Source organism: Phycisphaerae bacterium, from assembly GCA_035384605.1.
GTDB lineage: Bacteria > Planctomycetota > Phycisphaerae > UBA1845 > PWPN01 > JAUCQB01.
The window spans coordinates 1-26,328 of the sequence record DAOOIV010000009.1 but is presented as its reverse complement, the minus strand read 5'-3'; the positions used below and the strand labels follow the sequence as shown (position 1 = coordinate 26,328).

General features: G+C 61.7%; 20 protein-coding genes. 9 read left to right on the top strand and 11 right to left on the bottom strand.

The annotated features are described in order from the left end of the window. Positions 1-8: 8 nt before the first annotated feature. The gene (locus PLL20_04180; GenBank protein ID HPD29168.1) at positions 9-491 is read right to left on the bottom strand and encodes a metallophosphoesterase family protein; all 483 of its coding nucleotides are present in this window, start codon (positions 489-491) and stop codon (positions 9-11) included. A gap of 271 nt (positions 492-762) precedes the next feature. On the opposite strand from PLL20_04180, the gene PLL20_04175 reads away from it, so the two are divergent. Beyond that, positions 763-1,524 carry a metallophosphoesterase family protein gene (locus tag PLL20_04175; protein ID HPD29167.1) on the top strand — a complete coding sequence of 254 codons (762 nt, stop codon included), beginning with the start codon at positions 763-765 and terminating at the stop codon, positions 1,522-1,524. A 127-nt stretch (positions 1,525-1,651) separates the two neighbouring features. Further along, a complete protein-coding gene (gene yidC, locus PLL20_04170) occupies positions 1,652-3,757 on the top strand; it encodes a membrane protein insertase YidC (protein ID HPD29166.1) in 2,106 nt (701 codons plus the stop codon). Positions 3,758-3,814: 57 nt separating this feature from the next. Here the strand turns inward: yidC and PLL20_04165 are convergent, their stop codons facing one another. The 3 genes from PLL20_04165 to PLL20_04155 all read right to left on the bottom strand — a co-directional run bounded on the left by PLL20_04165 (position 3,815) and on the right by PLL20_04155 (position 7,307). Next, positions 3,815-4,501, bottom strand: a complete 687-nt coding sequence (locus PLL20_04165; GenBank protein ID HPD29165.1) for a hypothetical protein — start codon at positions 4,499-4,501, stop codon at positions 3,815-3,817. Positions 4,502-4,920: 419 nt separating this feature from the next. Next, positions 4,921-6,336: a GDSL-type esterase/lipase family protein gene (locus tag PLL20_04160; GenBank protein ID HPD29164.1), complete on the bottom strand. Its 1,416-nt coding sequence runs from the start codon at positions 6,334-6,336 to the stop codon at positions 4,921-4,923. Positions 6,337-6,584: 248 nt separating this feature from the next. Next, the gene (locus tag PLL20_04155) at positions 6,585-7,307 is read right to left on the bottom strand and encodes a pyridoxine 5'-phosphate synthase (protein HPD29163.1); all 723 of its coding nucleotides are present in this window, start codon (positions 7,305-7,307) and stop codon (positions 6,585-6,587) included. A gap of 404 nt (positions 7,308-7,711) precedes the next feature. Here PLL20_04155 and metG point away from each other — a divergent pair, with 404 nt between their 5' ends. From metG to PLL20_04140, 3 genes are all read left to right on the top strand, one after another. Continuing rightward, positions 7,712-9,424: a methionine--tRNA ligase gene (gene metG / locus PLL20_04150; protein ID HPD29162.1), complete on the top strand. Its 1,713-nt coding sequence runs from the start codon at positions 7,712-7,714 to the stop codon at positions 9,422-9,424. Between the two features lie 335 nt (positions 9,425-9,759). Beyond that, positions 9,760-11,094 (top strand): serpin family protein, encoded by a 1,335-nt coding sequence (locus PLL20_04145; protein ID HPD29161.1) that lies wholly within the window; start codon positions 9,760-9,762, stop codon positions 11,092-11,094. 191 nt (positions 11,095-11,285) lie between these two features. Further along, positions 11,286-11,846: a hypothetical protein gene (locus PLL20_04140; protein HPD29160.1), complete on the top strand. Its 561-nt coding sequence runs from the start codon at positions 11,286-11,288 to the stop codon at positions 11,844-11,846. Positions 11,847-11,965: 119 nt separating this feature from the next. Here the strand turns inward: PLL20_04140 and PLL20_04135 are convergent, their stop codons facing one another. Then, complete coding sequence (locus PLL20_04135; protein HPD29159.1) at positions 11,966-12,808, bottom strand: hypothetical protein; 843 nt, start codon at positions 12,806-12,808, stop codon at positions 11,966-11,968. Positions 12,809-13,168: 360 nt separating this feature from the next. On the opposite strand from PLL20_04135, the gene PLL20_04130 reads away from it, so the two are divergent. The 4 genes from PLL20_04130 to PLL20_04115 all read left to right on the top strand — a co-directional run bounded on the left by PLL20_04130 (position 13,169) and on the right by PLL20_04115 (position 18,185). Continuing rightward, positions 13,169-15,619, top strand: a complete 2,451-nt coding sequence (locus PLL20_04130) for a PAS domain S-box protein (protein HPD29158.1) — start codon at positions 13,169-13,171, stop codon at positions 15,617-15,619. A gap of 18 nt (positions 15,620-15,637) precedes the next feature. Then, complete coding sequence (locus PLL20_04125; protein HPD29157.1) at positions 15,638-16,048, top strand: response regulator; 411 nt, start codon at positions 15,638-15,640, stop codon at positions 16,046-16,048. Between the two features lie 14 nt (positions 16,049-16,062). Beyond that, on the top strand, positions 16,063-17,706 hold the full coding sequence (locus PLL20_04120; protein ID HPD29156.1) for a response regulator: 1,644 nt from the start codon (positions 16,063-16,065) through the stop codon (positions 17,704-17,706). 122 nt (positions 17,707-17,828) lie between these two features. Further along, positions 17,829-18,185, top strand: a complete 357-nt coding sequence (locus tag PLL20_04115; GenBank protein ID HPD29155.1) for an ATP-dependent Clp protease adaptor ClpS — start codon at positions 17,829-17,831, stop codon at positions 18,183-18,185. Between the two features lie 456 nt (positions 18,186-18,641). Here the strand turns inward: PLL20_04115 and PLL20_04110 are convergent, their stop codons facing one another. The 6 genes from PLL20_04110 to PLL20_04085 form a co-directional block, all read right to left on the bottom strand. Beyond that, positions 18,642-19,379: a DUF2293 domain-containing protein gene (locus tag PLL20_04110; protein ID HPD29154.1), complete on the bottom strand. Its 738-nt coding sequence runs from the start codon at positions 19,377-19,379 to the stop codon at positions 18,642-18,644. Positions 19,380-20,221: 842 nt separating this feature from the next. Further along, a complete protein-coding gene (locus tag PLL20_04105) occupies positions 20,222-21,475 on the bottom strand; it encodes an MFS transporter (protein ID HPD29153.1) in 1,254 nt (417 codons plus the stop codon). A 129-nt stretch (positions 21,476-21,604) separates the two neighbouring features. After that, on the bottom strand, positions 21,605-22,276 hold the full coding sequence (locus tag PLL20_04100) for an aspartate/glutamate racemase family protein (GenBank protein ID HPD29152.1): 672 nt from the start codon (positions 22,274-22,276) through the stop codon (positions 21,605-21,607). Between the two features lie 72 nt (positions 22,277-22,348). After that, positions 22,349-23,173, bottom strand: a complete 825-nt coding sequence (locus PLL20_04095) for a 3-keto-5-aminohexanoate cleavage protein (GenBank protein HPD29151.1) — start codon at positions 23,171-23,173, stop codon at positions 22,349-22,351. Positions 23,174-23,257: 84 nt separating this feature from the next. Further along, positions 23,258-24,652, bottom strand: coding sequence for a four-carbon acid sugar kinase family protein (locus PLL20_04090; GenBank protein ID HPD29150.1), 1,395 nt, complete (start codon positions 24,650-24,652; stop codon positions 23,258-23,260). An 8-nt stretch (positions 24,653-24,660) separates the two neighbouring features. Continuing rightward, on the bottom strand, positions 24,661-25,965 hold the full coding sequence (locus PLL20_04085; GenBank protein ID HPD29149.1) for a ribulose-bisphosphate carboxylase large subunit family protein: 1,305 nt from the start codon (positions 25,963-25,965) through the stop codon (positions 24,661-24,663). Positions 25,966-26,328 lie beyond the last annotated feature (363 nt).

Genomic DNA, 26,328 nt, shown 5'->3' with positions numbered 1-26,328 from the left:
CCGTCTCTCTACACCACTTCGATGAATTCCAGATCGTCGGTCCTCAGATCCAGCAGCGCCACCGTTGGCACGCGGACTCGATGAAGGGCGCCCGGATTGATGATTCGCATGCCACCGCTGCGGCTGTCGTGTCGCCGGTGCGTATGCCCGAAAAGCAGGTAGTCGCGGTCTGCCCGCTCATAGGCCTTGACGAATTCCTTTTCGTTTCCATGAAACACGCCGATTCGCTTGCCCTCGAGCCGCAACTCCAGGGGGCCATTTGGCCAAGGTAAACCCATTGACTCGACCTGGGCCCGCCACGTCGGGTCGGGGCAGTCCGTATTGCCCCACACGAACCAGCATCGACGACCGACAAGCTCTTCCAGAACGTTCAGGCCACCGATGTCCCCGCACAAGATAAAAGCCTCAGCACCTCGGGCATCGAGCAATACCAAGGCGCGATGAACCATTGCTGCGTTGCCGTGGGGGTCAGACAAAATGCCGAGCCTCATTCCCGGTTTCGCCTCCGAGGAGGACCTTCTACCGACCGGTCATACTGATTCCGGTCGCGCGCGCTCTCTGAGGGCACCCCATTATGGCCATCCTGTCCCCTTTGAACAGTCCCGCAGGATGAACCCGGCTGGCCCAAGTGTCATGCTTGTGGGCATTTGCGTCATTGGCCGTCTGTGTTTAGCATAAGTCGGCTGGAGGATGTGCCTTCGGGCAGGATCCGGATAGACCCACGGCCGGCTGCCGGCCTGCGAGATGACGGGATACAGACGGATGTTTGCTGTTATTACGGATATACATTCCAACATTGAGGCACTTGAGGTCGTCCTCGCCGATATCGACCGCCGAGGCATCAAGACAATTGTATGTCTAGGCGACATCGTAGGATATGGCGCAAACCCCAAGGAGTGTATCGATCTGATCATCGAGCGGGCCCAGTATTGCATCTGCGGCAATCACGATGCGGCCGTCTTCTACGAACCCTTCAACTTCAACATCGGTGCCGAGCGGGCTTGCTACTGGACGCGACAGGTGCTTGAGGACGAGCCGAATAAGGCCATCCGAGACCGGCGATGGGAGTTCCTCGGAAAGTTGCCCCCTCGCCTGGTCTATGAGGGAATGCTCTTCGTCCATGGGTCGCCCCGGCGACCCGTGAACGAGTACCTCTTTGGTGACGACGTCTACTCCAACCCGGCCAAACTGATGTCCAATTTCGAGCGGTTCAATGAGGTGGCTTGCTTCGTCGGTCACACCCACGTGCCGGGCGTTTTTGTGGACGATCCTTATTTCGAGTCGCCGGGCGAATTGGCGGAACCCGGTGTTTATGAGATCGCTGAAGACGACAAGGTGATCATCAACGTCGGGAGCCTGGGGCAGCCTCGCGATCGCGATCCGCGGGCAGCTTACGGCATCGTGGATGACGGGCGGGTGGAGTTTGTTCGGCTCGAATACGACGTTGAGAAGACCGTGCACAAGATCCTGAGCACGCCCGATTTGGATGATTTCCTTGGACACCGCCTGCTGGAAGGGCGATGATCCGGCCGTGTGGGCGGCGGATCCCGTGTTGGATGCCGCTGGCCCAAGCGGTCGGTGAAGTGGCTGGTTCGCTCGCTGCCGCCGCGCCCGGCTTCATTGCCTCCATACCATAGCCGGAAAGGAAACGATGGAAACGCGACGAATGATCTCCGCTATGCTGGCCGCCATAGCGGTCTTCTATGCCTGGTTGCTCCTGGCCAGGATGATCTGGCCGCAGCCGACACAACCCGCGACGCAGCCCGCGACGGCGGTCAACGAGGCCACGAGCCGGCCCGCGCCCCTCAGCACCGCTCCGTCCGCTCCAACTCCCGAGGCTTTTCCCGCAAGTGGGCCGGCGTCCGACAAGGCTGTAATCAGCCGGGGATCCGATACCCGGCCGCTGGTTCTCGGTGCCGCATCCGCCGACAGCCCCTTCCCGATGGAGATAACCGTCCATCCGTCTGGAGCCGTCGTTTCAAAGGTCCGCCTTCGAGGTCATTACCAGACGGTTGAGAAAAGGGAACCCTATTCCCTGGTGGAGCCTGTCGAACTGGTTGACAAGTCGGGCCGCCTGCGCGTGCTCAATTCCTTCCCGACGACGTTGCGAGTGCTGAATCCTGCTCTCGACGTACCCCTTGATGAGGCCGTCTGGAAGGTCGAGTCTTACACCGAACAGCAGGTGGTGTTCAGCGTCGACGTCAGCACGCCCGACGGCAAGCCGCTCCTTCGTGTATTGAAGACTTATCAGCTCGCCCCCCAGGAGGCCAAATCACGAACCTCGGATGCGCAAATGTCGCTCCAATTCGAGAACCGCTATGGCCAACCGGTCCAGATCATCGTCACGCAGCAGGGGCCGATTGGTTTCCGGAAAGAGGACCTGCGAGGCGAGGACCGTAAGGTCATTGGTGCGGTGTGGCGAAACGGCGCTGTGGCGTCGAAGCTTCACCCCCGCGCCGACGTGATCAAGCGTACTCAGATCGAGTTGGGTTCTGACATCAACGAGGGAAGCCGGATCGCATGGGTCGCCGAAGGCAACAAGTATTTCGGCTGCATCATGGCGCCAAGCGGGCGCGACCATGGCGATGTTCCGTCGCGATTCACGCGAGCCGAGGCGATTGTTTTTGCCCCCCAGGTTAAGGATGACGCGCAGGTCGAACGGCAGGACCTGGCTTTCCGCTTCATCACCGAGCCGATCAGCATTCCGACGGGAGGCTTAAGCGGCCTGGCCTTCGATCTCTACATGGGGCCGAAATCCAAACGCATCTTCGAGTCGGTGGAGACCTACGCCCGGCGCTCTTATTACCAGATGCTCAGCGGCGAGTTTGCCTGGTGCACACCGGGCTGGCTCGTCGGCCTGATGATGGTTCTGCTGAACGGCGTCCATGCTATCTGGCCGCACAACTACGGTCTCTCCATCATCGTCCTGGTGCTGGTGGTCAAGGCCATTCTCCATCCGCTTTCGGTCAAGGGCCAGATCAATATGCAGAAAATGCAGAAGAGCCAGGCCCGGCTCAAGCCGAAGATGGACGCCATTAAGGAGAAATACGCCAACGACCGCGCCCGTATGAACCAGGCCATGGCGGAAGTCATGAAGGAGGAAGGGATCAACCCCGCCGGCCAGATGCTTACCTGCCTGCCCATGATGATCCAGATTCCCATCTGGGTTGCCCTCTGGACCGCCTTGAGCTACACGGTCGAAATGCGCCACGCCCCGCTCGACGGATGGTGGATCAAGGATCTTACCCAACCGGACCAGTTCATGAGACTCTTCAATCGGCCGGTAAACGTACCCCTGCTCGGCTGGCTCCTCGGCGGGCCCGTCGAGCACCTCAATGTCCTTCCGATCCTGTTGGCTATTACTCAGGTCCTGCAGACCAAATTCATGCCGCGGGGCAACACCTCGAGCGATCGAAGCCCCGACCAGCTTGAACAGCAGCGCAAGATGATGATGTTCATGAGCGTGTTTTTCATGTTCATCCTCTACAACGCTCCCAGCGGCCTGACGTTGTATATCATGGCCAGCAATATCTTTGGCATCATCGAACAGTGGCGTATTCGCCGGCACATCGCCGAGCTCGAAGCCCGCAGCGAAGCCGCAAAAGCACATCCGGGTCCCCTCAGGCGGCTCTTGTCCAACGCTTTCGGTGGGGATGGCCGGCGCAAATCCTGGTTGCAGGCCAAGTGGCAGGAACTTCAGAAACAAATCGAACAAGCCAAACGCGTCCAGAGCCAGAGGAGCAAAGGAAGAAGATGACAGAATGCAGGCGGCTTTTGCTCTCTGCCGTGTCACTGGCGGCTCGCCCGCCGGCACTCACTCCGTCTGTCCGGCCTCAGTGAGTTCGAGTCGAGCTTCGACGGTGCCGTCGCCTGTCAGCTCCATCCGGACGATACCGAACACCGGTACTGCGGGGCTGACCCATGTTCGCCGGACGTACTTCACCCCCTCCTCCGTCCACCGGTCCTCATAGAGGACGGCGTCCCAATCTCGTCCCCCCGCTTGAATCGTCGTCCGGCTTGTCTGCCGGTGCCCATCGGAAGGGCGGTCCCACGCCAACGGATCGGCGGTTCGCAAATCTTCGCGTTCGGCCGGCATGCCGAGCGGGCGTCCGTCCAGCGTCACCCGCACCTCAGTCTTCACCCGTGTAATGCCCACTTCCTTAACCCGATACAGCAGCGTCTGGGAATCCAGCGCCTCGTAGAGCGCCCACTCGCCTGTTCTGGCGTCGGCCAGCGGCTGAAAGGGCTCTGTGCGCTCCGGCCGGGTGCCCGCAGAAGACGGCTTGGTCGCCGATCGCGTCTTTGGCGAGATCAGGATGTCGGGTTCGACCGAGTCAGGGCTCTCCCGCGGCGGCGGCTCGGGGTCGGTTGCGGACGGAGGCGGGGCGACGTGCTCGGGCGGCAGGGCGGGTGTTGCCTCGTGTTCGCTGGAATCGTCACAGCCGCAAGCCCACAGGCCGGCCGCCATCAGCAGGCAGAAGCACTTCATCGCACGCGTCATGCCAACCTTGTAATCCGTGAGGTCCCTTCAGGCAACTGGAACGCCGCCTGCGTCAGTGTCTCCGTGTGTCGTCAGAAACTTGCCGAAGACGCCTGACCGTTCTTTCAGCCCCCTGTTCAGAACCGCGACCCCGTGGACGCAACCCCTTTGCGGCGTGGTTGCTGTGCGGTTTGCTCCGTTCTTCGTTTGTTTGCTGCGATCTTCCAGGGACCGCTCCCTTAACGGTCCTGCTGTCGCAGGTCCGCCTCGCCGTGGTGAGCAACCACGGTCCTGACGGAATGGCCCCGAGGCGGACCGCCTTTTTGCGGGCCGCAACCCAAGCGCTCTGCGATCCAGAAACATGCGCGCAAAATGCGCACCAGTCGCGACGGGAGGGACTAAAGGCGTTCCGGAGTCCCCCGCGACCGGGCTGGAAGAGTTCAAGGATGCACGGCAGCCGGCAACGTGGCCGGGATCGGGTTGTGTGATGACGGCACCACCCGTGGTAAGCGGGTCGGCTGGCTCGTGGGCAGATGCTCGGACTCGGTCGTCTCGCTCAATGTAAACCGGGCGCTGAACGTCTTCGGATACCGATAGATGATTCGTTCGTAACCCGCAACGTAAGCCTTCCATGCCTCGATGAGTTGCCGATGGCCGTCGGTCAGTTCGGGCTCCTGCGGCGCCGACAGCTCCAGGCGTCGCCAGATCGTGTCGCGCGTGCGATTCTTGGTGACGATGAGATTGTACAGATCGCGGACGCCCTTGGGCGAACGCAACGGCTCGGCCGTCACCAGGTTGAAACCCGCCTGAAGTTGGGCCGCAGTGATAGGCCACTGGGCTGTGGCCCCATGGTCGTCCGTTTCCTGGACTAGCGTAATCCCCTGCTCTGGTGGATCGGGCACGCGCAATATGATCTGGCACAGATCAGCGGCTTTCCACCCGCTCTGCAATCCGACGCCGGCCTCACTCGGCAAGGGCCATGGCAGCGGCAGGTTGTCAACAGACAGAATTCGTTTCTCATCATCCGCGATCTGCACGAGCATGGTTGACGATTGCCCTTGGTGGGTGCTGATCCGTGCCGTGCCGTCCGTCCAATCCAGTTCAAGCAGCGCCCGAATCGGCTCGGCCCCCCATGCCCGCAGCAACGTGGTTGCTCCGATCGTCGTCCCGTGAAAAGTCAGCGTTCGCCCATCGGTAGTCAGCCAGTCCTCGCCTGGGTACGCGCGAACCTGCCGGCTCGCGGCCGACGCTTCAGCAAACCAGTCGGCGAAACCGGCCGGCGGATTGGCCGCGGCAATCTCCCTCATCGCGGCCGCATACTTGGCCAGTGTCTCGTTGTATCGGATGACTTCCAGGTCGGCCACCGCCCGCTGTCCGTCACGAACCACGCGCGCTTTCTTGCCGCGTTCCTCCTCCACACAGGGCGGAGACATCAACCAGACCCTTGCGCCGGCTTCGTGGCATTTCTGCACGATCTTGGTTAGATCACGCTGCATCGCCTCCAACCGGGCCGGGACGAAACTAAGGTAACCGGCGTCATTGATTCCCAGGCAAACGACCACCACCGTAGGCTTGTGAATGAGAACGTCACGTTCCAACCGCAGCAAAGCCCGCGCAGCGGTGTCGCCTGCCCAGCCGACAGAGATGTACCGGACCGGCCGTGGTCCGTCCGCCGAGGGGCTCCGGTGCAGCTCGGGATAACGCACCGTCAGAAACGTCTCGACCAGTTGCGGGAACGTCGGTCGACCGCCTCGCCGGGCGTCGGGCGTTTCGCTCAATTCATCGCCCAGGAAGACGATCACGTCACCCTCCCGGATGGCCAGGCTGCCGGGGGGCGCCGGAGCGGTCGTCGGCATTGAAGCGGGAGCCGTCGGGGGTGCGGGGGCAGCGTTCGTAGCAGGGCTCGGTGCGGGCAATGTCGCCCGGACCGGCGGCGGAGCCGGTGCCGCGGTCTCGACCGGCGCGGGTACCGACGCAGTCGCAGTCACCGGTGCCGACGCGCTCGAAGTCGGTTGTGCGGACAACGTCGTGGCGATAGTCGCCAGCAGAACAGCGGCTGTACTCACCACACCTTTCATCGCCGTTTTGGCCTCCCCGCCGCCGATTACTGGAACACGCCGGTGGCGAGCACCTTCATCTGCCGAACCGCTTCACGCATGCCCACCAAGATCGCTCTCGCGACGATCGAGTGCCCGATGTTGAACTCCTCGAATTCCATCTCGGCCACCGGGCCGATGTTGTCATAGGTCAGGCCGTGCCCGCCGTGAACGACCAGCCCGCGTTCCCAGCCGAGTTCGAGGGCCGTCTCGAGCTGCTTGAGCGACCTCTTGCGGGCCCGGGCCCCCCGGGCATGGGCGTATCCGCCGGTCCACAGCTCGATGGCGTCAAAGTCCAGGTCGGCGCACATCTTCACCTGTTCGGCAATCGGCTCAATGAAAGCGCTCACCTCGATGCCCTTGCGGTGCAACCTCTGGACAACCGGAGCAATCCGACGCTTGAAGCGGATCACATCCAGACCGCCCTCGGTCGTCAGTTCCTGCCGCCGCTCGGGAACCAGCGTACACTGGTTTGGCCGCAGGTTCTCGGCAATCCGCACGATCGCCGGGGCAATCGACATCTCCATGTTCAGTTTGCAGGTGACCGTCTGCTTGAGCAGCGCTGCGTCGCGGTCGTTGATATGCCGGCGATCCTCCCGCAGATGGAAGGTGATTCCGTCGGCCCCGCCAAGCTGCGCCTCCGCCGCCGCCCAGACCGGATCCGGCTCGATCGTCCGCCGTGCCTGCCGCACCGTTGCCACATGATCGATATTGACACCTAGCTTGGCCATGAGAATCGTCCTTCTTACTGGACAACCCGCTCGACCGAGCGGATTGGGACCATTATAGGTCCGCCCCGAGCCATGTAAACTTGCGTGCAGATGCCCGCTGCGGTCTGATAGCCCAGCAGCCCCGGACCCTACCAACCCCTGGCCTCCAGGCGCTTCTTCGAGTATTATCGTCGGCATGAGGAAAGCACCTTTACCCAGATCGGTCCCCCCTATGTACATGCGTCGGCCCGCGTAAAGCGGGCCTTCTTCGGCGTGGTTGACTCCCTGTTCAAGAACATGACTGCCGATATGATACCGACGGAATCCTTGATTTCGCGTCGAAGGGCGAGGTAGGGCACGGTCGAGCAGCCACCGGCGGCCAGACCTGCCAAAAGCCTCAGCTAAGACCAGAAGTGAGCATCAACATGAGCAAACGTCGATTCCTGATTACCTCCGCGTTGCCCTACTCGAACGGCCGTCTGCACGTGGGCCACATCGCCGGGGCCTACCTGCCGGCCGACACCTACGTCCGCTACCTCCGGGCCCGCGGCGACGAGGTCCGCTTCATCTGCGGCAGCGACGACAACGGCGTGGCCTCGCTGATCTCCGCCCGCAAGGAGGGCAAGTCGGTCGAGGAACTGACCGCCTTCTACAACGCCCGCCAGGCAGCCGACTTCGCCGGGCTGGGTATCCGGTTTGACATCTACGGCGGCACCCACCAGCCCAAGTTCGTCGATCTGCACAACCGAATCAGCCAGGACTTCTTCCGCGTCATCCACGAGAAGGGATACTTCGTCAAGAAGACCACCATGCAGCTTTACGACGTTCAGGCTGATCAGTTTCTGCCCGACCGCTACGTCAAGGGCAAATGCTACAACTGCGGTGCCGACGGAGCCTACGGCGACCAGTGCGAAGCATGCGGCGTGTCCATCGACCCGATGAAGCTGATCAACCCGGTCAGCACCATCACCAACACCAAGCCCGAGCCGCGCGAGACCACCCACTGGTACATGCAGTTACCGCAGTTCGAGGAGAGACTGCGTGCCTGGCTCGAAGCCAAGCGACAGCCGCAGGGCGATTGCCCGCCGTGGCGAGAAACGGTGCTCAATTTCTCGCTCGGCCAGATCAAACAAGGCCTGCCAGAGCGGGCCATGACCCGCGACCTGCACTGGGGCGTGCCGGTGCCGCTCAATGACCCCGACGCGGCCGGCAAGGTGCTCTACGTCTGGTTCGACGCTCCGATCGGCTACGTGTCGTTCACGGCCGAGCTTTGCCGGCAGGTGGACGGCGACTGGAAGGCCTACGAGCGATGGTGGAAGGACCCGGATTGCCGGATCGTGCATTTCATCGGCGAAGACAATACCGTTTTTCACGCCCTTACCTGGCCGGCGATGCTCATGGCCGAGGGGTCGTTCCAACTGCCGTGGCAGGTCGTCGCCAACTCCTTCCTGAATATTAAGTTCCCCGGCAAAGAAGAGGAAAAGATCAGCAAGAGCCGTGGGACGGCCATCTGGATCGAGGAATACCTCAAAATGTTCGAGCCCGACCCCTTGCGCTACTACCTGACGGCCATCGCGCCGGAAACTCAGCGGACTACCTTCGATGTCGACGACTTTATCAGCCGCAACAACGGTGAACTGGTCAACGCCCTGGGCAACTTCGTGAACCGGACAATGACCTTCGCCCAGAAGTACTTTGACAACAAGGTCCCGGCCGTCGGCAACCGCCAGCAGGTGGACAACGACCATCTGGCCAACATCGCTGCCCACGCCGAGCGGATCACTGCACGGCTGGACGGCCTGCGATTCCGCGCCGCCATCGAGGAGCTCATGAACCTCGCTCGGGCTTCCAACGTCTATTTCGATGCCAAAAAGCCCTGGCAACAACGCAAGGACGACTTGGCCGCCTGCGGAACAAGCCTCAACGTCTGCATTCAGACCGTCAAGGCCCTGATGACCCTCATGGCCCCGTTCCTGCCCTTCTCGGCCGACAAGTGCCTCAGGATGCTCAACCTCGACGCCGGCGCCCTGTCCTGGGACCAGACAACAACCGAGCTTCCCCCCGGCCACCCCCTTGGCGAGCCGGCTATCCTTTTCCAGAAACTCGACCCAAAGGTGGTGTTTGCGGACATGCAATAGGGGACGAGGGGCGAGGGGCGGGGGACGGGGGGGGCGTAGGAGCGGCTTGTAGCCGCGACTCGTCATTGTCTTGACGAGCCCAGGGGCTTGTCCCCTGGGTCCGCCGGTCCGGGACCGCTGGACCGAGATTCCCATCTCCGTCCTCCATGGCGGCGGATTCCGTGCCGCTGCCGCTAAGGACGGAAAGATTCACCCAGGAGCGGTGCGAGAAAGGGCTCTCGCATCAGCAGAGGGTTTGTTCCCTGCATTTCTCCTGATTCGCAGGGTCTTCAGGGAACTACAAGGGGTCCGAGTGCGTCTAATCAGCAGGATACGCTCATTCGAAGGAGCCAGTCATGATTCGCTCAATCAGAACGCGTCGTAGGGCATGGCCGAGGTCGCCGAGGCGACCGAGACCTGCCTTCTGGCTTTCGGCTGCCACCGTCGCTCTTGTCATGATGCTGACCGCTGCTGCTGCGAAGGCGGCCCAGTCCGAGGTCGCCCGGCCCGCACCGCCCCCTGACGTGAAAGCCGTGGCCGATGCCAACAACCGTTTCGCCCTCGACCTCTACGGCAAGCTCAAGAATGGCGACGAAAACCTGTTCTTCTCGCCCTACAGCATCTCGACCGCCCTGGCCATGACCTACGCCGGGGCCCGCACGAGCACGGCCGAGGAAATGGCCAAGACGCTGCACTTTGATCTGCCCGCAGAGCGACTTCACTCGGCCTACGCGGAGATGATCCGCGACCTGAACGAGGCGGGCCTTGGCACGGCCGAGCCAGGCGAAGCCGGCAAGAAAGGCGATTTCCAGTTGAGCGTCGCCAACCGCCTCTGGGGCCAGAAGGGCGAGCAGTTTCTGAAGGAGTTTCTCGACCTGACCGAGCGGTCCTACGGTGCCGGCCTCAGTGAGGTCGACTACGTGGGCGACACCGAAGGGGCCCGCAAGACCATCAACGACTGGGTCGAGAAACAGACGGCCGATAAGATCAAGGAACTGATCAAACAGGGTGTTCTGAACGCAGCCACCCGTCTGGTACTCACCAACGCCATCTACATGAAGGCCGAGTGGCTGGCCAAGTTCAAGAAGCAGGACACCAACCCTGCCCCGTTCTTCGCGGCTGGCGGCAAGGAAATCCAGGTGCCCACCATGCATCAGACGTCGATTCTCGGCTACGCTGAAATGGACAACCTTCAGGCGCTTGAGCTGACGTACAAGGGTAACCGGCTATCAATGATCATCTTGCTGCCCGAACAGAAAAACGGGCTGGCCGGTCTCGAGAAGCGGCTTACCCCCAACAACCTGAGTCAGTGGCTGGCACAGCTCAAGCCGCAGAAGGTGAGGGTGGCTTTGCCCAAGTTCAAGGCAACCAGGGAATTCAGCCTCGCACAGGTCCTGCAATCACTGGGCATGACCAAGGCCTTTGACGGGAACCAGGCCGACTTCTCCGGCATGAACGGCAAGAAGAACCTGTTCATCTCCGCCGTGGTCCACAAGGCCTTCGTCAATGTCGATGAGGAAGGCACCGAGGCTGCCGCCGCCACCGCCGTGGTCATGAAGCTCACCGCCGCCCCCATGCCCGAGCGGATCCCCGAATTTCGCGCCGACCACCCCTTCGTCTTCCTCATCCGCGACCGCGTGTCCGGTGCGATTCTCTTCATGGGCAGGGTGGCCGAGCCGAAGACGGAGTGAGCGAGAAGCAGTCAGCGAAGCAGAGTTTGTCTTGGCGGATCATGGTCCGCTTTGTCGGGACTCCATGCATTGAAGGGTCGAGGTCGTTGCGTTAGCCTGTTGCCACGGCCGGGCCTGCGAGGAGAAAAACGGACAATCGGGTCATGATCTTCTTTTAGGCGTGTCCATTATGGGTTCTCGGAGGAATCCCGATGCGAAACGTCTCGGTCATACTGATTCTGGGGGTACTGGGTTGTGAAGGGCCCTTGACGGTGCCTGCGGTCGAGCGGCTGGAACCCGAGGGCCAGAAAACCGTGGACGAGAGTTGGCTGAATATGTTGTCACCCCCGGAGCGCCTGGACCGTTCATTGCTGCTGGATACTGTGCTGACCAATCACTTCCATCAGCGCGGAGTTGATCGCCTCAATCTCACAAGCGAGAAGGACGTGTGGGGCGGTCGGGTCATCATGACGGTCTACTACGACAGGGCCCATCCTGCCTTTGACAGTTTCACGGTGGCCTACATCGACGCCCAAGGCCGGGAACGCCGTCGCGAGAGATACACGTTTGAAGAGGTCAAGGGCCGGGTCGCCGAATTGGTCGGCACAGCGTCCGAGCCCGGCGCACAACCGGCCGCCACGCCCGAGGAAATCGAACGGCAACGCAAAGCGGAAGAAGAGATGGCCAATCGGCTCGCCCGGCAGATCCTCATCAGGGCCGCAACCCGCCCGGCCGCCCAGCCCGTCGATGAATCAGAAGTCGTCCCGCCTTGAGAAGCGGCCGCGCCGGCTGAATCGCAGACTTCAAAGCTCCTTCCATTTGCCCGAAGCCGAACTGCTTTTTGATTGCCAAGGTCATGCCATCGGCCGGGCTTGACCGCGATCCCCGCGCCTCAATAGGGAGCGGTCCGGACCACAAAACGCAGCGGGTTGAAGTCGAAAAGCTGCTTCGGCTCAAAAGTACCTGTCTCGCTGATCTGGGCGGCAAAGAGCTTGCCCGCCGTGCTCCAGACCACACGGTTGCGGTCGATATCTGCCCATTCCCAGCCCGGCAGGTCAATTCGGGTGCCGGCCGTGGTGTGCACGAGTTCGTGCGCGTCGGGCGAGTTCAAAGGTGTCACATGAGCGGTTTTGCGAAGGACCCACCCGGCCCCCGCAGGCTTCTCGAAGACGGCGAAGCTGCGCCCTTCCGGCCCGGACGGTGCTTCCTTCAGCGTCCATCCGTCCCGTTGCAGTCGCAGGAAATAAACGCCGGCGCACTCGCTGCCGAACGAATACTCTCCGCGGTAATGGGGAACCTTGCGCAGCTCGCGCGGGACAGTCACGGTCTTGTGGCTGCGTTCGTCGTTGATCCAGTAGGTGGTGCGGTTCAGGAACAGGCCGCCGCCGTGTTGGCTGTCCGCTTTCTCCCAAAGCCCGATGGGCTTGAGAAAGGGGGCCTTCGACAAGGCAGTGTATGACACGCTCTTATCCGTGCCCGGCTTGCCCTTCAGGGCGAAGTAGATCAGATACCGTCCGTCAGGCGAGAGGTCGCTGCGGCGCTCGTAGATCCGTCCCTTGAGCCACTGTCCGACCATAAACGTATCGTTGGCCCGGTTCCAGCCGATGACGCAGACCTGCTTGGACGGCCCTCGCCGGAACACCACGCCCACAGGAACCTCCTGGGCCAGCAGAATGTGAATCCTTGCGGGAGGCCGCTCCTCGGCCGGCTTGGGTGTATGGGTCGGACCTGCCATTGAATAAAGCCTCATCGGCGTCATGCCGCGTCTAAGCCTACCTGCAACCGGCTTTCTTGCAAGTCGGCAAGGTTCAGTCAGGCAGGCGAAAAGGTTGTCCAACTCCCGCGCCCCCAAGCTCTCCGGCGCCGACGCTGGTCAATTGGCTCGCGGGCCTGTATGTTAGCTGTCAGTTCAAGTCTGCTTGGAAAGCTGAAGGCCGCGCGGCTCATTGTCGGTACGGGCCGGTTGCTGAATTGCCGGCCGGCAATGCGGATGACGAGATTCGTGACGCCCATGATTGTGGGCTTCCCTGTGAAGGCGACCAGGCCCGCGCCGCCCGTCATGCCAGGCGGCTCCCTGTTGGCGGGAGGGCTTGCAATGTTCAGAAGACAATGCTTCATCTACCTCCAACTGCTGTTGGGCTGGGCGACGCTCGTCTGCTTTGGGGGAATTGGGCAATTCGCGTTGGCCCATGCCGGCCCGCCTCGGAGCCGCCCGTTGGATGACTTGGGCGACGGTCGCCCGAGCCAATTACTCCAGTCGCTCACCGTGGTCTGGATCATTCCCGAAAATCCGAGCCGTGCTGGTCGGCAAGAACAGGTCGGGCGAGAAGAGGACTCTGCGCGACCCGGCCCTGCGGCCATCGTCTCGGCTGATCTCCGGGCCCCATTGCCGGCCTGGCTCGAAAGAGCAGGTGACTGCGAACCTGTCCCAAAACCTGTGTGGGAGCGGCTTCCCGTCGGTCGACTCTTGAGGTCTCGGGACGAACTTTACGTGGGCCAGACCGAGCTGCACGGTCTCGACGACCGGCTGTTCTGGTGGGTTCTGTTGGTTGTTGCCTTGGCGATCGTGCTGGCCATCTGCTGGAACCGAACTCCGTGTCGTGACTCGGGGGCCGGGACGGTTGCGCCGCACGGCGGACTTGGGGCGGAGCGGTTGGACGACGAAACCACCCGCGAAACCGCTCGTCGTTTCAGGGCTATCTTTGATCAGTCTCTTCACCTGACCGGCGTCATGGACCCGCAAGGCACGCTGCTCGATGTCAACAGCCCGGCGGCGGAGTTTTCGGGTGTTTCTCGCGAGGAGCTGCTGCACAAGCCGTTCTGGGAAGGGCCATGGTGGCGTCATGATTCCGCCGCCCGAAGTCAGGTGCGAGAGGCCATCGCCCGAGTTGCCCACGACGGTGAACCGGTGCGGTTCCAGACCACCCACGTGGACCGCGACGGGCGACTCCACAACATCCAGTTCAGCCTGCGCGCCGTCAGAGATGACATCGGCCGTATTGCTCTTCTGATTGCCGAGGGCCTGGATATCACCGACCTCAAGCGGTCCGAACAAGCCGCGCAGGACGGCAGGGAATGGTATCGCTCACTGTTCGAGGGGGCCAACGATGCGATCTTCCTCATGGAAGAAGATCGTTTCGTGGACTGCAACCCGAGAACGCAGGCATTATTCGGCGGCACCCGCGAGCAGATCCTGCAGCTTCACCCGTACGACCTGTCGCCCGAGTTCCAGCCGGATGGCCGTCCGTCCACACAGAAAGCCCTTGAGAAAATCTCAGCCGCTTACGCCGGGGAGCCGCAGTCCTTCGAGTGGCGCCACTACCGAATCGACGGCTCGCTCTTTGACGCGGCGGTAACTCTCAACCGGGTGTTCCTCGCGGGCCGGCCGCACCTTGTGGCGGTCGTTCGCGACATCACCGGACGGAAGCGGGCTGATGAGGCGCTGCGAAACGAGATGGCCTTCAGCCAGACCCTGATCCATGCCTCACCGGCTTTCTTTGTCGCCATCGGAGCGGACGGCAGGACAAGGATGATGAACCCCGCGATGTTGAACGCCTTGGGCTACACGGCGGAAGAGGTGGTCGGTAAGGACTACATGACCACTTTCGTGCCCGACGCCGACCGCGGGGCACTCGCCCGAATCTTCGAGCAGCTTGTGGTGGCCGGACGGCCGACGCTGAACGAGAACCACATTATGACGAAAGACGGTCGTCTGCTGCTGGTAGAGTGGCACGGCGCACCGGTGTTTAAGGGACAAGAACTGGATTACTTCTTCGGAGTCGGCATTGATATTACCCGGCGCAGGCAGGCGGAGGAGGAGATCCGCAAACTGAACGCGGAATTGGAGCAGCGCGTGCGGGACCGCACGGCGCAACTTGCCGCGGCCAACGCGGCGCTGAATGAATTCGCCTACGTGGTCTCTCACGACCTGAAGGCCCCGTTGCGCGCGGTCAGTCAGTTGGCCCAGTGGGTGTCCGAAGACTATGCTTCCGTGCTCGATGAAGAAGGTAAAAACAGACTCAAACTCATCAACGGCCGGATCGCGCGAATGTACAACCTGATCGACGGAATCCTTCAGTATTCCCGCATCGGTCGCGTTGAAGAAGACCGCCGGCCGATCGATCTGGACCTTCTCGTGCGCGAGGTGATCGAGGCGCTGTCTCCTCCGGCCCATGTCCACGTGACCGTCGAGGGCAGGCTTCCCGTGGTCGTCGCCGACCGGACGCAGATGACGCAGGTATTTCAAAACCTCATCGGCAACGCCATCAAGTTCATAAACAAACCCGCGGGCCTGGTGACCGTGGCCTGCGAAGACGCAGGCGATCGCTGGCGATTCAGCGTCACGGACAATGGGCCGGGGATCGATCCGAAGTATCACGAGAAAATCTTCGGGATCTTCCAGACCCTGACACCCCGAGATCAGCAGGAGGGCACCGGCATCGGTTTGACGCTGGTCAGAAGAATCGTGGAGTTGTATAGTGGAAAGGTCGAGCTGGAGTCGGAAGTGGGAAAAGGGAGCACGTTCACGTTCACGTTGCCCAAGTAGCCGGGCAGGAAGACAGTCATGCGACCCAATACGCCGATCTTGTTGGTGGAAGACGATGAGGTTGACCAGATCACCGTTCAGCGCGCCCTGAGGGACATTCACGTTACGAATCGGCTGCTCATCGCGGCGAACGGCGAGGAGGCTCTGCGGATGCTGAGAGACCCTGCCTGTGAGCGTCCCGGCATTATCCTGCTCGATCTGAACATGCCGCGGATGAACGGGGCGGAGTTCCTCCGCGTCGTCAAATGTGATGCCGAACTGAAACGAATACCCGTGGTGGTGCTTACGTCATCCCGGGAGGAACAGGATCGAATTGAAAGCTTCAACCTGAGCGTCGCCGGGTACATGATCAAGCCGGTCGACTACCGTCAGTTCGTCGAAGTGGTTCGAACCATCGACCTCTACTGGACGCTTAGCGAACTGCCGTAGCAGGAGAAAAGACCATGAGCTCCGCCGCTCTTCGAGTTCTCTTCGTCGATGATGATCTGCTCGACCGCATGGCCTTTGAGCGGTTTGTTAAGAAGCAGCGGCTGCCGTATGACTATACTCTTGCGGATTCGTCGCAGGCGGCCCGCAGACACCTCGCCGCCGAGCAGTTCGACATCGTGATTACCGATTTTTCGCTCACCGACGGCAACTGTCTCGAGTTGCTGGGAGAATTCAGAAACGTTCCCTTCATCGTGGTGACCGGTACGGGCAGTGAGGAGACGGCGGTGGAGGCCATGAAGCTCGGGGCCCGGGACTACCTCATCAAGGATCCCGATGGCCACCATCTGACCGTGCTCCCCGCCACGGTGAGAAATGTTCTGGAACGCAGCGCGGCCGAGGCCGAGCTGCAAAGACACCGCGAGCATCTCGAGGAACTCGTCAGGGAGCGAACTGCCGAGCTGGTCGCCGAGATTCGTGAGCGACTCCGGGCTGAAGAAGAGAAACGGGTCCTCCAGGAGCAGCTCTACCATGCGCAGAAAATGGAGGCGGTCGGACAGCTTGCCAGCGGCATTGCCCATGATTTTAACAATCTGTTGACCGTCATTTTCAGCAACGTCGATCTGATCAGGCAACAGTTGCCGCAGGATCAGCAAGAGAGCATCGGCGCAAGCCTCGAGGCGATTTGGGAGGCGGCCCAGCAGGCGATGGGAGTTACCCGCTCGCTGTTGATCTTTGCCCGAAAAGTCCCCGGCGAGAAGAAGCCGATCGATCTTCGCGAAACGGTGGAGCGGACGGTGAGGATGATTCGGCGGGCCCTGCCGGCTTCGATTGAACTGGTCGCGGAAACGGCCGGCCAGACGCCGATCTGGATCTGCGCCGATGAGACGCAAATGCAGCAGGTCATCATGAATCTGGCGGTGAATGCCCGCGACGCCATGCCCCGCGGGGGGACTTTGCGGATCGCCGTGGGGCCCGTGGGCGGCCCCGGCGATGGCGGGACCGACGAATCAAAGGAGCAGGAACCGGCATTGGTCTGCCTGACGGTCAGCGACACCGGCGTGGGCATGCCCCCCGACATCCAGACACGCATCTTCGAACCGTTCTTCAGCACCAAGCCGCGCGGTGCCGGCACGGGGCTCGGTCTGTCCATTATCGACGGCATTGTCAAAGATCATGGCGGGCGTGTCGAAGTGCAATCTGAAGTGGGAAAAGGAACTGTCTTTAGAGTCATCCTTCCCACCTGCGAGCCCGGCGTTGAGCCCGAGGTGAAGGGGCCTCGAGGCGGCCGGCCCCCTGGCAGAGGAGAGAAGATTGTGCTGGCCGAGGATGACGAGTACGTTGGCACGGTCCTGACCACTCGCTTGGAGGCGGATGGGTACAGCGTGATCAGGACAAAGGATGGTCGATCGATGATGGAGGCCTGCCGGCAGCACGGCGAGACGATCCGCTTGCTGGTTGTGGACGTCGATCTCCCTAAGCGCAGCGGGATTGACTGTCTGAAGGATCTTCGGGCCGAAGGTCGCCACACGCCGGCCATTCTCATGACCGGCAGCACGGAGGTCGATCTGACCGAAGGGCTGCCCTCTGACACACGTCTGCTTCGCAAGCCGTTTCAGATTGTCGAACTGACCTGCATGATCAGTGAAGCCTTGACTTGAAACCCTATGGTCGGACATCTGTACCGCTTGCGTGCATGTTTCCGGATCGCGGTACGCTTTGCTTGCGGCCCGCAAAAAGGCGGTTCGCCTTGGACTGTGCCTCGAGATGCCGAGTGAGTCTCATGGCCGAATCGAATCAGGTTGCCGTCGCGACACCGCCGGCCAAGCCCGTTGAAAAGCCGGCCAAACCCATCCCGCGCCGTCAGCCGCCGTATCACGTCGTCCTGCTGGATGACGACGACCACACCTACCAGTACGTCATCGAGATGCTGGGCAAGCTGTTCGGCCACAACAAAAACAAGGCGTATATGATGGCCCGCGAAGTGGACACCACCGGCCGGGTGATCGTCGATACCACCACCAAGGAACGCGCCGAGCTGAAGCGCGACCAGATCCACGCCTACGGGCCCGACTGGCGGCTCAAACGTTCCAAGGGCTCAATGCGAGCCACCATCGAACCGGCACCGGATGCAGGATAACCACAAGAGTAGAAGTCGAAACGAGGAGCAAACAGAGATAACGGAGAGAGCCGAGACAGCTTCCTCTGTTGACTCCGTCGCCTCTTGTTGACGCATCCACAAGCTCGCAGCAAAAAGACAAAGGGACAACTTGCCTTCCGCTACGCAACTGCCCTGTGTTTTCGGCTCGCCGACGGCCTTCATGCCCCAAAGGGGCTCAAGTATGTAGCCAGGGGGCGCAAGCCTCTGGTATGCATTCCGTCGGGACGGATTAGCCCTGAAAGGGCGATAGAAGGCCTGATCCGTTCAGGAGCACCTGCCGCCCCGCTTGGGCTGACCAGCGAATGGAACACGGCTCTTCATGCCCCAAAGGGGCCCAGGTATGTAGCCAGGCGGCGCAAGCCCCTGGCATACTTCCCCTTCGCCATTCGTCATTCCCCGGGACCGCGAGCCAGACCCGCGCCACCGCCTCCGCCCTCACCCGCCCTTGTCCCTGTGCCTTTCGAGAAACGCATCCACGTCCTCGTGAGCCATTTGGCGGGCGGTGCGGTACTCGTCTTCCAATAAAGGATCAGGGAACGGCGGTACCTTATCTTCGTAGCCCGTGTATTTGTGTCGAATGCACGCCCGGACGGCTAGGGCCGCCTTGGTCGCCAAGTCGAGCTTCTGCGTGCGCCCCACACGGCCGCTGTACTTCTGACAAGCCCGGTCAGTGGTCTCGCGGGCGATCCTGGCCGCGAGCTTGGCATACCGCTTGCTGAAATTCAGGAACTCGATGCATGCCTGCTCAAACTCCCGCCGATAGCGGTCCTCGGCCTTCTCCCGAACGACGGCCGCCTTGGCACGCTGCTCCTTACGGGCGGCCTCGGTCCGCTCGGCGGCGGCCTGGGCCTCCCGAATGGTCGCCGAGGGAGCGTAAATGCCCAGCTTCCGTCGATAGCCCTTCTTGCGGTTGAACCTGCCCCTCAGCGCCCAATGAGGCCCACGCTTGACAAATCGCGTGACAAAGGCGTCACCGGGCGCAAGGTACTCCCAATCCTTCGGCACCCACAGCAGGCCGTACTCCGGGTTCCATACGTCGCCCTTCTCAACTTCCTCCGGCCGGGTCTGATAGACCACCAGCGTGCGGGTCGTGGGATCGGCCGTGGGTGCGGGGTTTCGTATCCGCTCTTGGCCGCCGGCCTTGGTCAAAGGCCGCTTCTCCGACATGCACATGCGATACCTCCTTGCCAACCATTCTACCATCTAGCCGAAAAACGTTTCCCGCCGGCAAACCTGCAGGGCAGTCCCCCCGCCGACACGCTCAAATTCAAGCAGTGACCACATGGATTGTCTCGCAGCAAGGTAGGGCAGGCTGGAGCCCCGTGAGTTCCCCGGACGAAGCGGAGCGGAGCCCTACCGCGCGTGCCCAACACCCACCACCCCGGCCTTCCGACGCTGTCGCTCCGTTCCAACAGCCTGTCGCGGAGCACGCCTTGTGTTTTCCCTCCCGACAATACCAGCGGAGACCCTGCGCGCCGACCGGAACCCAACCGTCTGCCGCCCCCGCCAATGCTCTTTGAAAACTGAAGATCAATCCCCTCCGGCCGAGAGCCAAGAGCTGATACCTCAGAGATCAACACTCCTTCTGACCAAACGAACCCAACGAGGGAGCAACCAGCTCTCAGAGATCAGCATGCAGCACGGAATTCCGTCCGGCCGAAAGCTGAGTGCCGACGGCTGATAGCTTCCCCGCGCCAAACGAACAGAGTTTTTCCGCCGCGAGGATGGCCCCATGGCAAGCGGGGTTGGTCCGGTCGCCGGCGGAAAAGCTTCGTTGAACGAACCCAACGCCAAGATGCCCTTCAGTTGCGGAGGACCCGACCAGGCATAATGCGCTGGATCACGTAGCGTCCGCCGGCGATGCCCGTACCATGACGCGACCGTTAGGCAGACCAAGCCCTCGGGCTTTACCAGCGGCCACGCGGATGCCGGCAACCTGGTTATCGCGTGCCGGACGTGCCTTGGCGGTAGTGTCCTGTGTCTTTCTCGCCCGGGGACACATTCGGATCTTATTCTCAATGGTCCTCAAGCGGTCGATCCGGACGCGTGAAATGCCATCCTATGACCGCCAGCCCGTTCAGCACCGCCCCGACCAGGAAGAAGGTGATGTGCGTGCCGGTCCAGGCCAGTAGATACGGGAACGCGAGCGAAGTGACAAAGGATCCGAGGTTGCCCGCCATGTTCATCGTCCCCGAGACCGCACCCGAATGCCGGCGCCCGATGTCAATGCAGGTCGACCATGACGGGGCAAGCGTCATGTCGGCACCGAAGACCGCCACCGACAGACATCCGATCGCGCCCAGCGGCGTGTGCATGAATACGCTGGCAATCAGACCCGCGGCCGACAGCAGGAAGCCCAGGATGGCAGGAATTCGCCGCGAGGGTATCCACCGACCTCGCCGATAAAGCCGGTCCACCAGCAGGCCGGCCACCCAGTTGCCCAGAGCCCCCGCCAGGGGCGGCATGGCGGCATAGAGGCCGGTCTCGACCATGCCCAGCGTATACTGGCTTCTAAGGTACGGAAACAGCCAAGACAGGCAAAAAAAGAATGTGAAGTTGGAGCAGAAATACTGCCCCATGAGCAACCAGACGTTGGAGCTGCCCAGCAGAGTGCCCGCGCTGAGGGGGGCGACCGGTCCGGGGCCCGCCGCGGCCTGCTGGCGCGTGCGAAGAATCAGGCCCTTCTCTTCTTGCGTGATGCGCGGGTGGGTTTCCGGGTCGTCGCGGAACCAGAGGTACCAGAAACACGCCCAGCCAACGCCGATGACGCCAAGAACAACGAAACTCGGCCGCCAACCGATCGTCTCAACCAGCCACGCGATGACCGGGAGCGCAAAAGCGGCCCCGAATCTCGAGCCGGAAAAAGTCAATCCTTGAACCAGCCCTCGTTCCGACATCGGAATCCAGGAGTAGACGGCGCGGGCGCACCCCGGAAAGGCTCCGGCCTCGCCGGCTCCAAAAAGAAAGCGGAACACTAAAGCGGAGATGAAGTTGAACGCCGCTGCGGTCAGGGCCGTGAACAGGGACCAGAAAGTCACCACCGCGCTGAGGATGACCCGCGGTCCGAATCGGTCCGCCAGGACGCCCGAAGGCACCTGGAACAGCGCGTATCCCAGGGCAAAGGCCGATATGATCCAGCCCATCTGCTTTTCAGACAGGCCCAGGTCCAGGGCGATGGCGCTCTTGGCCGACGAGATACACACCCGGTCCACGTAAAGCAGCATCGACAGCAGAAACATCCCGAAAACCAGCCAATAGCGTTTGGGCATCCGGAGGATCTCGAGTGGCAATTGCCTGTCATTCCTATGAAGCGACGCCTGCCCCAACGTACAACGCCGTTTCGGTCCGGCGCTGAAAGTCGCCATCGTAGGGCAACGTTGTGCTCTTCTCCATTGGGCTCAGCGAGCAGCCGCATCCAGCAGCCGGCGGGCTTCAGCGAAGCCCGAGTGTCCCACCTGCAACACCGGCACCCTCGTCTGATGTTTGATCTGGGCTAGGCTGATTTGCCCCAGAACCAGCACGTCCACCTTCTCGGCCAGCTTGTCCATTTCCCGGTACACCAGTTCGTTGTGCCGTTCGACCCGCCCCTGCTGGAGATGCTCGAATGCCTGCTCGTTCAAGGCGATTTCGATTTCCACGGAGACGCCGGCTTCCGCGGCGGTGCGTTCGAGCAACCTCTTGGTGGCCGCCGGGCTGGTGGGAACCGTCGCGACAATACCCAGCCGACGACCCGATCGAACCGCCTCGCGAGCCATGGGCTCGTCGATGTTGAAGACCGGAATCGATGCGTACCTGCGGGCGATCCATGAGGCCTCACCCACCGTGGTACAGGTGATCATCGCCACGTCGGCGCCCATGCTTTCGGCGGCCAGAACATAGAACTGAAGACGCTTGATCACCGCGGGAGTGGGACCTTTGTGTGCCAGTGACTCCTCTAAGAGGGAATCATCCATGATGTTGAACACCTGCACGTCGGGGTTTGCCTTCAGCCAGGGATCCACAAACGGAACGGTGATGACCTGCTGGTACCAGTTCACCGTATGAATAAGGGCCAGTCTCTTGGGTTTCACGGTGGGTCCTCCAGAAACGGCTCAAGACGGAACAGTGCACCGATACAACCGTTTCATTCGGCGGGCGCGCGGTCAGGCCTGTTCCGCCGGCCGAAGACCGATGATCTCACGGGCGCGAGCGGCAGGCACGACCTCACGCCCGGCCTTGGCGGCCTGTTCCACCGCGTCTTCAACCAGCTCGACGTTGTTCCTTGCCCGGCGCCCGTTGCTCAAAAAAGGACTGTCCTCATAGCCGACGCGAATATGCCCGCCTAACTCCATTACCCTTCGCAGGCCAGCCGCTCCCTTCTGGTGATGTCGCACACAGAACCAGATTGCCCCCGGCGGCAGATGATCGACCAGCAGATCGAGATACCGATCCGCATAGGGCAGCGCGTAGGGCACGTCGAAGACGAACTCAAACACGTACGGCGGTGAGAGTCTACCGTCCTCAACCAGCCGCTGGTAATTGGCCATGTGCGACAGATCGAAAACGGCCATGGTCGGCGCGATTCGCATCGCCGCCAGCTTGTCGGCATAGAAACAGATGTCCTGGTATCTGTTCTGGTACACGCCGTCGTACATGTTGACCGACCCGAGGTTGAGGGATCCCATCTCGACCTGGGGGACGGTGAATGTGACGCAGCGTTGTTCCAGCGTGTGCTCGGGCGCGCCTCCGGTCGAGCCTTCGATGATGATGGGACAGGATTGGCGAATCCGGCGCACCTGACCGGCAAAAAGGGTTGGATCGACGGTTTGCAGCAGTTTTTCGTCGCGGGCGTGCAAGTGTGCGATCGCGGCGCCGGCGGCCTCACAACGAATCACCTCTTGGACCACGTCGATCGCGCCGGGGTATTTCTCATCCTGCTTCTCGCCCGGAACTGGCGCGACCACGATCATGATTTCGTTGTTCTTCATGCCTGAACTCCGTCGGGCCCGCGACCCTTGTCTCCGGGACAACCGGCTTGCTTGCCCCCCTTATGCCCGCGGCTGGAACGTGGGTCAAGCCTCGACATTCGACCGGCTCGGAACCAGCACGGTTCCAAAGAAGTCGTCCTTGCCCACCTGTCCGCCCTTGAAGCAAATCTCCATCCCATTCAGCACCGACCCGGGAACATAGGCCCGGCACAGCGGGCAACCGGGAGCGGTCGGCGCCACCATCTCAAGAGCCTCGATGTTCAGGGTCCTTGCCACGAAGAAGGATGTGTCGCCGCCGATGATTACTACGCGTTTGATCTTTCCTCGCTCCAGCACCCGCAACAGGATGGTGCCCAAAGCCTCCCCAAGAACTCTGCCGCTGTGATGCCTGGCATCGCGCCCCATGGCTTCGAAGCGTCTTACCGTTTCTTGCAGGCGAGGGTCCGCAGGCCCCCGGGCACTGTGGCAGATCACCGTTCGCCCGCGTTCGTGCAGTTTCAGCGCCTCGGCCACCGATGCTTCAATCGCCGCTTCGGCGGTGGCTGGGTCCACCAGGTCCGCCGTCTCGAGGCGAATCTCCGCAGCCCCTTGCTGCAATGCCCAGCCGATTTGCCGATCCGTCACCGGCGAGCAACTGCCCGAAATGGCAATCAGTGCTTCGACCGCCGGAGCAGAAAGGGGTGGAGACGCCGGCAGGAGGCCCCGGCTCTTCCAGTATCCGGTCAGGGCGTATTCAACACCGGAGGAGCCGACGATGAACAGCGTGGATCCCTCGCGAACCTGGTCCCACAGGAGATTCCCGATTACCGGCTCGTGCTCCCTATAGAGTATGTCGAGGAGGATCACTTCCGCTCCTCCGGCAACAAGCTCGCGGTATTTCGCCCTGGCCTGTTCCGCGTCGGCCAGCGACAGGATGTCGAGCAGTCCGATCTTCCGATGTGTCTGCCGCGCCAGATGAAGGCGGAGGTCGCTTTCCGTCATCGGGGTGATCGGGTGCCGACTCATCGTGGGATGACGGTCAAGCCGATAGGGCTCGGAGTCCAAACCAGACCGGGCGAAGAGGTTTCCGAAGACGCTATAGCGTCCCAGAATGGGGGCCCCGACAAGCAGCGGCACGACAGGAGCATCGAAGATCCTTGCCCCGACATCCAAGGCCCGGCCGATACTCCCGATCTGAGGCGAGGAATCAAAGGTCGAGCAGATCTTGTAATGCATGATCGGCAGGTTCAACTGCTTCAGCGCCCCGAATGCCTCGCCCAGTTCCACTTCCATTTCCCTCGGAGGCAGGGAACGACTGCAACCGGCCAACCCGATGGCCCGCAATCCTTGGTATTGGCACAGTTGCTCGATGCGAGGACGACCAATGAACAGCACCGTTCGCAATCCCGCACGCGTCAAACCCTCCATCGCGTCGGTGGAACCGGTGAAGTCGTCTCCGTAGAAGCCCAGAAGAAGGTCATTGGGTCTGGCCGCGGCCATGAACGTTCCTACTCGCGCAGAGAGCCGAACTTTTCCAAAGCCTGTCGCAGCTCCACGTGGGTTGTGGCGCATGTTTCCAGGGCTACGTCGTTTTGGGCGGCTTCCCATGCCTGGCGGATGGACATGACCCCGGATGCGGCTCCGGCCGGATGGCCGAAGATGCCCCCGCCGGCCAGGTAAATCAGATCCTGCGTTCGCACCCTCGAGAACGTGCGGGGCGCCTGGCCGGCCCATTGGCCTGAGCCGATAACCGGCATGATGTGGTGACCACCGAACAGCGGAGTCATCACCGCATGGATGGAAGCGACCACCGAATCATCCGGCTCCCAGAACTTGTTGCCCAGACCGTTAACGTGCAGGTGGTCCACGCCGATCAGCCGCCAGAGTTTCTGCCAGGCCGCGAATTCGATGCCCAGGTGCGGACACCGCGTCAGCATGTCCCAACCATTCCGATGAGCATGAATGGGAAGTTGGCATCGGCGACGCAGCGCCAAAACCCCCATGTAGCCGACACTGTTGACGCTGACCATGACACACGTGCCGCCCGCTGCCACTACCGCGTCGTGATGACGAAGCATCGCCTCAACTTCGTCGCTGATGTTGAAGGCGTACATCACCTTCTTGCCCGTCCGATCGGCGAACTCGTTGATCACCCGCATGACCGCTGCCACCCGCTTTCTGATAGGCGAATGAGGCGGGTTGACCATCACCTCGTCATCCTTGATGAAATCCACGCCGGCTTCGGCAACTTGGCGCACCTTTTCCGCCGTCTGCTCCGGCGACAGGCCGAGATTGGGCTTGATGATCGTTCCGATAATAGGCCGGCCGTGAACGCCCGTCAGTCGGCGCGTTCCCTCGATCCCGAATTGCGGCCCCGGATAAGCCCTTGCGAAGCAATCGGGCAACTCCAGGTCCACCAGACGTATCCCGGACACCTGTCTGAGGGCGAAAAAGTTGCCCATGATCATGGAAATCAGTGCTGCCAGGTTCGTTCCCATGCCCTCGATGGGAAAGGATAACACGACCTCTCCCCGCTGGTACCTCGCAGCCTGTTGCCCCGTGGCCGGACTCCGCGATCCTGGAAGACCGGGTGCGCTGACGACGTCCCGGGGCACGATTCTCTCGATCCTTGTTGCCACGCGCTGCCGCAACTGATCGGTTAGCCCCGGCACATCGACAAAGGTGGCAGTCGAGGCCCCGGCCATGGCCGCGGCCGCCGCCTCCAGAGAAAGGGGGGTCTCGATGGCATACCGGGCTATGACCTGTTCTTGCCGACGCCCGGCCATCTCGTCAGTAGACGGCTGTTTCTCCACCTGGAGGAGATCAGATCCTTTCGCTCTCGTGATTCGAGGTGGTCTGCTGCGCCGCATCGGCCCGTGCCCTTTCCGTGCTCGGAGCCCCCTCAAGCCGGTCAAATGCCGCGTCGGCTCAGAGGTACGACTCAATCCTAACGGGGCGAGCCACGTCGCGCCTACGGTGTGGGACCGGCGGATGTTGTCTTTTTTGAGAAATGAGTTATACTATTCGCTTCGAGGCGGATACGTTCGTTCCTTTCATATGCGGATATGCACAGAGCCGGACCATGCGGCGGGTTGCCTTACTCATCGAGACTTCTCGCGAGTTCGGCCGCGGACTCCTTCGCGGTGTCGCCCGATACAACCAGGAACACGGGCAAT

Coding starts and splice junctions, on each gene's coding strand:
- PLL20_04180 (HPD29168.1), bottom strand. CDS start 491: ATGAGGCTCGGCATTTTGTCTGACCCCCACGGCAACGCAGCAATGGTT.
- PLL20_04175 (HPD29167.1), top strand. CDS start 763: ATGTTTGCTGTTATTACGGATATACATTCCAACATTGAGGCACTTGAG.
- yidC (HPD29166.1), top strand. CDS start 1,652: ATGGAAACGCGACGAATGATCTCCGCTATGCTGGCCGCCATAGCGGTC.
- PLL20_04165 (HPD29165.1), bottom strand. CDS start 4,501: ATGACGCGTGCGATGAAGTGCTTCTGCCTGCTGATGGCGGCCGGCCTG.
- PLL20_04160 (HPD29164.1), bottom strand. CDS start 6,336: ATGCCGACGACCGCTCCGGCGCCCCCCGGCAGCCTGGCCATCCGGGAG.
- PLL20_04155 (HPD29163.1), bottom strand. CDS start 7,307: ATGGCCAAGCTAGGTGTCAATATCGATCATGTGGCAACGGTGCGGCAG.
- metG (HPD29162.1), top strand. CDS start 7,712: ATGAGCAAACGTCGATTCCTGATTACCTCCGCGTTGCCCTACTCGAAC.
- PLL20_04145 (HPD29161.1), top strand. CDS start 9,760: ATGATTCGCTCAATCAGAACGCGTCGTAGGGCATGGCCGAGGTCGCCG.
- PLL20_04140 (HPD29160.1), top strand. CDS start 11,286: ATGCGAAACGTCTCGGTCATACTGATTCTGGGGGTACTGGGTTGTGAA.
- PLL20_04135 (HPD29159.1), bottom strand. CDS start 12,808: ATGGCAGGTCCGACCCATACACCCAAGCCGGCCGAGGAGCGGCCTCCC.
- PLL20_04130 (HPD29158.1), top strand. CDS start 13,169: ATGTTCAGAAGACAATGCTTCATCTACCTCCAACTGCTGTTGGGCTGG.
- PLL20_04125 (HPD29157.1), top strand. CDS start 15,638: ATGCGACCCAATACGCCGATCTTGTTGGTGGAAGACGATGAGGTTGAC.
- PLL20_04120 (HPD29156.1), top strand. CDS start 16,063: ATGAGCTCCGCCGCTCTTCGAGTTCTCTTCGTCGATGATGATCTGCTC.
- PLL20_04115 (HPD29155.1), top strand. CDS start 17,829: ATGGCCGAATCGAATCAGGTTGCCGTCGCGACACCGCCGGCCAAGCCC.
- PLL20_04110 (HPD29154.1), bottom strand. CDS start 19,379: ATGTGCATGTCGGAGAAGCGGCCTTTGACCAAGGCCGGCGGCCAAGAG.
- PLL20_04105 (HPD29153.1), bottom strand. CDS start 21,475: ATGCCCAAACGCTATTGGCTGGTTTTCGGGATGTTTCTGCTGTCGATG.
- PLL20_04095 (HPD29151.1), bottom strand. CDS start 23,173: ATGAAGAACAACGAAATCATGATCGTGGTCGCGCCAGTTCCGGGCGAG.
- PLL20_04090 (HPD29150.1), bottom strand. CDS start 24,652: ATGGCCGCGGCCAGACCCAATGACCTTCTTCTGGGCTTCTACGGAGAC.